Consider the following 6,612-nt stretch of genomic DNA (forward strand, 5'->3'; position numbering starts at 1 on the left):
TAAGAATTAACCGGTTATCTTGGGACTGGCCCCATAACGGCCTTCCAGATACTGCTTGCCATAGGCCTCATCATTTCTTGGAATGAGGCCGTTTTCTTTTTTGTACCAGGAAAGAGGATAGAGCTGCGCATCCTCCCCTGATGGATGGCAGCAGAGCCAGATCTCATCCCGGCGGAGAACAGTGGGCATCAAAACAGCGGTATTATGGCTGGAGAATATAAGCTGAGCACCGTGAGGATTTTTCTCTGCATTTGTATAAAGGCTTATGATAAAACGCAGCAGATGGGGGTGCAGCCGGCTGTCCAGATCATCCGCCACGATCAGGCCGCCCTGCTTTAAGCTGGCGATGACAGGGGGGAGGACGGATAAAAGTTTTTTTGTGCCCTCTGATTCATCCTCATATGGAAGTTCGTAAGGTTCAGAACCTTCCGGCGTATGGGTCAGCCATAGCCCGGAAGCGGTTACGCCTCCCTGGGGAACGGACCTGATATTGGTGATATCCAGTCCCATGGACTGGAGCAGGGTACAGATGTCTTTGCAGATGTCGTCATAGATGCCGCCGGAGATACCGTCACCAATATGGCCATATGCATTGCCATCGATATCGCCGTATGTATTGCCGTCTATAGCATCATATATATTGCTTCCGATCCTGCCGGCCTGTTCCGCTGATTTTGGTAACGGAGCATCCGAAGGAGAGGAGGAAAGAAAATGCGTCTCCTCAAACCAGGAGTATGCGGCCTGGATGGTTTCGGACTGGGATGAACGTGCCAGGAGAGAGAGCAGCGGCTCTGAGGGAGACACGTGATTAACCGGACAGGATGATACGATCTTGCCCAGATGAAAATCGGATTCCTTCCTATTAAAAAGTATTCCGGCATCATCCTTTCCAACACGGCCGTAAAAAAGGGTCTCTTCTGCAATGATCCCCTTTAGGAGGCGAAGCTGATAACGGAACAGGAAGCCTCTGTGCCGGTACAGTACATCAAACTCAGAGGGCATGCCCGAGCAGACCGGTGACATGCGGTGATGGACTGGCCGGGAAGCAACGGTTTCCGGCCTGGCGGCGGTAAGAAGATCTGTTAGGAATCGTAAGCCGTACAGCACCGTTGATTTGCCACCCCCATTGGGGCCGTAGATAGCAATAACCGGGAGAAACTGTTCCCCATCCAAAGCATCCTTGATCAGGGATGCTTTGTGTTCGTTTATGGGACCAGGTAAACAATCTAATAAAGTTTCTTCTTTGAAAATCTTGAAATTCTTTAAAATCAGCTGAACCAGCATAAGACACCTCCATATCCGTGAGAAAAAAACTCATAATAATCCATTGGATTCATTGTACCACGGAGAGGGGAGAAAATGCAAGATGAAATGAGGAAAAATCTCGCAATAAATCTTAAGAATTGACGTTAGAAACAGGCGAAAGAAGTATGGAAAAATCCAAAGAAAAGCTGTCTGATAATATTACAAAAAAATGAAAATAAGGTTAAAAATAAAATCAAAAAATGCAGATAAAAAAAGAAATAGTAACGAAAAAAGTGGTCGAAATAACGCTTTTGGTAACGCCCGATCTGATATGATAAGGGCATAGGTTAAAAGCGGGGAATAGATTATTTAAGAAAAATTTTAATAAATCTTAATTTGTAACCCGTTTGTAACTGCCATTTGATATACTTGTTCCAGACAATAGCAAATTATCCCTGTTTTGGAAAAGAAATATCTTGAGAGGAGAATATGTATGGAAGGAAGAAAAAGGTCTAGGGCGCTGTCGCGGACAGTGTACAGTGCTCAAAAACGACTTCTGGCGTTCCTGCTTGCAATGGCCATGATCCTAACCAATGTTGGTGCGGATATGAATACGGCCCTGGCAGCCAGTTCGTCAGAATCCGTCACCTTCACGATGAGCGGTTCACAGCTTGTCAAAGCCATTGATGAAGCAATCGCTGATGGCAATGAAGTGACGGCAGAGGATCTCGATTTCACCAATGGAAAGATTGCTGAATTTGAGAAACTCTTCTTCGGTGAGGGAAAGATCTATGAAGTGTTCCCTGATCCGGAAGGCGGAAGTATGGACGCAGAACTACGCGTGTTCGTTCGGCTGCCGGAAGATGCTGATGACATGTATATGGTAACCGGCGATGAGGAGATTATCTTCTTATACGTGAATAACGGGGAAGATACCATCAGCTGCACCACTGAGATCACAAGAATGGATGATGGTGTAGAGAAGGTTAAAAAGACCAAACGCGTTACTGTAAAGAGTTATGAGGCAGCATACGGCGATGAGGAAGTGAATCATATTTCCAAGCCGGCAGAAACACCCGCACCTGCACCTGAAGATACAAACGGGCCAGGGGCACAGGAGACAACTGCTCCATCAGAAACCGAGAGCCAGGTAGAGACCACGGCGCCAGCAGCGGATGAGACCACGGTAGCGGATGATACAACAGAAGCTCCTGATGAAACAACATCTGATGAAACAACAACACCTGATGAGACTCAGGAAACCGATGAGACCCAGGCTGCTTTACCGGAGGATACAACAGAGGCCCCGGCTGAGAGTGAGACTGAGGCTTCCACAGAAGAACCGGCCACAACGGAAGCAGCTGAGGAAAAAACTCAGGAAGCAACCGAACCAGAGAAGACCGAGGCCCCTGAGACGGAAGCTCCTGAACCAGAGGCGACCGAACCTGTGGCGTCCATCATTCGTCACTACGCACCGGTAGTTGCTGATAATGAGAATAATGATGGGGCAGATGCAGCAGAAGTTAAAGAAGAGACAGAAGCTCCCGAACCTGAGAAAGAGGAAGAACCAAAGGAGACCGAGGCTCCCACAAAGGAAGATGCAACAGAAGCAGAGCAGACGGAAGCAACTGAGGCTCCCAGCAAGGAAGAGTCAACAGAAGCAGACCAGCCAACTGATCCAACCGATTCCACACAGGCTTCGGAAGATGAGACTACCACGGCAGCTGACGGCGAGACCACTGTACCTGATACAGACGAGACAACGGCAGCACCGGTAGAGAGCAGCACTGCAGACGAGAGCGAGGGCAAAGCCGAGACTCCCACCCAGAAAGTTCCTGACGTGGCTTCCTCATCAGAGGCAAAGCCGACACAGGCGCCTGAGAAAGAAGACAATGTTTCAGCAGCAGGTTCAACGGATCTGGTTGGAATAGGCTATTGTTCCACAGCTAAGATTTATGTGACTACGATCAATCAGCTGAAGGCTTTGGATGACTTTGAGGGGTATAAGATCTCATATGCAATCTATCCGGAAGCCAGCGCCCGTATCGTGGAAGGGCCGAGAGGCGTTGAGGAAGGTCAGGCATTAACATTCGGCGTTAAGAACCAGATTGGTTATGCGGTAGAGAATGTGACTGCGAATGGAGAGATCCTTTCGGTTGATTCTGTGGCGGATAATGATGACACAACTCAGACCGTGTGGTATTCTGTCCCTGATATTTACGAAGAGCAGATAATAGAAGTCTATATGACAGAGACTGGTGAGCATCCGGAATTTGCTGATTCTGTGACTATTAATGGGGTAACCATTACAGCTACGGCTCCAGAGGGAGTTATTCCTATTGGAACAAGGCTGGATGTTAAGGAAGTAACTACAGAGATTGAAGCAGCTGTTAAAGATAAGTTGGAGTATGAAGAAGGAAGCCAGGTAAGTTCGGTATTAGCATATGATATTAACCTTATGCTTAATGGAGTTAAACTGGATAATAGTTGGTCTGATAATGGTTATGTAACAGTTTCCTTTAGCGGTAAGAGAATTCTGGAAGAAACTTCACAGGGCAATGTTGTGGAAATATTTGCAGCAGATGATGTGAATGAAGAACAACTGAGTGCAGACACTGCCGCTGCTGCAACAGCAGAAACCTTAACATTGGAGAGTGTAAGTGATACAGTGATCGTGCCAGAAGGAACCGGAGTGAATCAGGTATCCTTTGACGCTGAACATTTTACGATTTACATTATTACTAACATAACAGATAAGCCAACACACACGTACAACTTCTATAATGGTGATGAACTTATCAATACTCAGATTGTAAAAGATGGTGATACACTGGTTGAACCTCAAATACCATCATCTGAAAGTAATCAGTTTTTAGGATGGTCGACAGATTCAATTCCTGATGAATATCAGGTATTTGGTTCAATTGGAGTCACTAATACCCAGACAATAGATTTGCATGCACGGTTTACCCAGACATATTATGTTTACTTTAATAATAATGGTGTAATACGGCAGATCAAGCAGGCAAATACAGGCCAATCGGTCAATGTCATGGATGTGGATATTGAAGTGGCCGGAGATGAGGCTCTGACAGGATGGACACTGAGCGAAGGAAGTACGGAAAGCGTTGGCGATAGTGTAACAATTGCCAATAGTGATATTAACCTTTATCCGATTATTCAAAAGGTCAAATGGATTACGTATTATGCGAATGGTGGTTCTTATACAGCACCTACTTATGTAGGAATAGGGCAGATTCCTGAGGCTCCCGAAAATCCAATGAGACTGGGCTACTCATTCGGTGGATGGTATACAGATGCAGCACTTACCAAGGCGTTCGGGTTTGATACAGCAATAAATACAGATATTGAGTTGTATGCTAAATGGACTGGTTTAAGCGGTATTAAGTATACAGTTATCCATTGGAAAGAGAATGCGGATGACAATGAATACTCTTTTTGGGATAGTCAGGAATTAACAGGCAGGGCAGGAGCTACAACGAATGCTAAAAGCAAATCAGCCAGTGGTTTTAATGTACAAACGATAACTCAAAAGGAAATTGCTGGTGATGGATCTACTATTGTAAATGTTTATTATAACAGGATTGTATATAAAGTTGTATTCAAACAATATAAAAGAAGTGGCTGGGGTGGAAGCTGGAATGAAATATCCTCCTTGACTATTTCAGCAAAATATGGCGCTAATATTAAATCGCAGTGGCCGGATTCAAACCAATATCCTATGTGGGGAACTACTTATCAGGGAAGTTCGGCAAATGGTCCTTATCAATCGGGTATTGATGTAATGCCATTAAACGGAGCAACATTTTATTTCTATGAGAGCTCAGGCTCATATACTTATAAGATGAACTACTATCTTGAGGTTCTTGATGGAGAGAGTGGTATTAGTGGTTATAATAAGAGGATATATAACTTAGACCATACGGATACCTTTAAAGCTTCAAATACGAACTGGACCACTACGGAAGAAGACCGATACGAAATTAAAGGCTTTACTTATAGCAAGAATATTAATGATAATAGATCTTTTGAAAAGATAGATAAATATAATTACAAATTAGATTTTTACTATTATCGCAATGATTATAACATTAATTTCGTAAATGGCGGAAAAGTTGTTAAATCTATTTCCGAACAGTATGAAGCTGATATCAGCAAGGTGAGTTATGAGCCAGCTAAGCCAAGTGGTGTACCGGATGTATATGAATTTGTTGGATGGTATGACAATGAGCAGTGCCAAGGCAAAGCATATTCCTTTGTTGGCAAGACTATGCCTGCTATGGACATTACTCTATATGCAAAATGGGCAGCACCGCAATTTGAGATAACGTTTGATGTAAATGGGGGAACTGGAAGTTATCCAAATCAGATTGTAGATTATGGCAAGACGGTATTACAACCTGGTGATAACCCGACAAGAGATGGTTATACATTTGCAGGCTGGACGCATAATGATACCGTATTCAACTTTAATACGGAAATCTACGCCAATACAGATTTAGTAGCAAAGTGGATAAGTACTCACAAGCTTACAGTTATCTATGATGCAGGTGAGGGTGCTGGAGTAATCCCGGTAGATACCAATCAATATGTCGATGGTTCAAGTGCGGCGGCTAAACCAGGTGATACGTTAACCCATCCGGAGAATAAAGGTTTTATCGGATGGAAACTTGGAGAGAACGTTTATTATCCAGGAGAAACATTTGTTGTAGATAGTTCATTAGCAGCGAATGATCAGGTTACATTAGTAGCACAGTGGGATAGATTGCCAGGAAAAGTGTTTTTAACTTATCATGCTAATTTCGGCGGTGATGAGACTGAAACAACTGCAAGTGTAATTAATAATGGCACCGTTACTATTGTTGATGGAAATGAACTTTTTGAACGAGAAGGATATGTGTTTGAAAAGTGGACGACTAACCAGAATGGTACTGGTGATGCCTATAACGCAGGTGACACGGCATTACTTGATAATGTTGGATCCAACGATTTATATGCTCAATGGATCAAGTGCAAAGAGATTACGATTACAGCAGCAAGCGAGAGCTTCCCGTATGATGGAACAGCACACAGCAATTCAAATGTAACGGTGACAGAGGGCAGTCTTGCAACCGGAGACAGACTGGTAGCTGAGGCGGCTGGAAGTGTTACAAATGTATTGGATACAGTTTCAGGCAATAATGTGGTTCAGAATGGCTACAAAATTATGAATGGCAATGTGAATGTGTCCAGAAACTACAAAATTACACCTCAGAACGGAACCTTAAGCGTAATACCAAAGGAAGTAACGATCACAGCGGCAAGCGAAAACTTCAGCTATGATGGAAAGCCACACAGCAATAATGG

2 protein-coding genes are annotated in these 6,612 nt (G+C 44.1%); one reads left to right on the forward strand and one right to left on the reverse strand.

All coding sequences use genetic code 11. The features are described from left to right. Positions 1-6: 6 nt before the first annotated feature. On the reverse strand, positions 7-1,284 hold the full coding sequence (locus tag CLFS41_RS06775) for an ATP-binding protein (RefSeq protein ID WP_045091842.1): 1,278 nt from the start codon (positions 1,282-1,284) through the stop codon (positions 7-9). A gap of 454 nt (positions 1,285-1,738) precedes the next feature. Between CLFS41_RS06775 and CLFS41_RS28930 the strand changes: the two genes are divergently transcribed. Further along, a partial coding sequence (locus tag CLFS41_RS28930; RefSeq protein WP_200895083.1) for an InlB B-repeat-containing protein occupies positions 1,739-6,612 on the forward strand: 4,874 nt, incomplete at its 3' end.

This window comes from Clostridium sp. FS41, assembly GCF_000954015.1.
Classification (GTDB): domain Bacteria; phylum Bacillota; class Clostridia; order Lachnospirales; family Lachnospiraceae; genus Enterocloster; species Enterocloster citroniae.

Coding starts and splice junctions, on each gene's coding strand:
- CLFS41_RS06775 (WP_045091842.1), bottom strand. CDS start 1,284: ATGCTGGTTCAGCTGATTTTAAAGAATTTCAAGATTTTCAAAGAAGAA.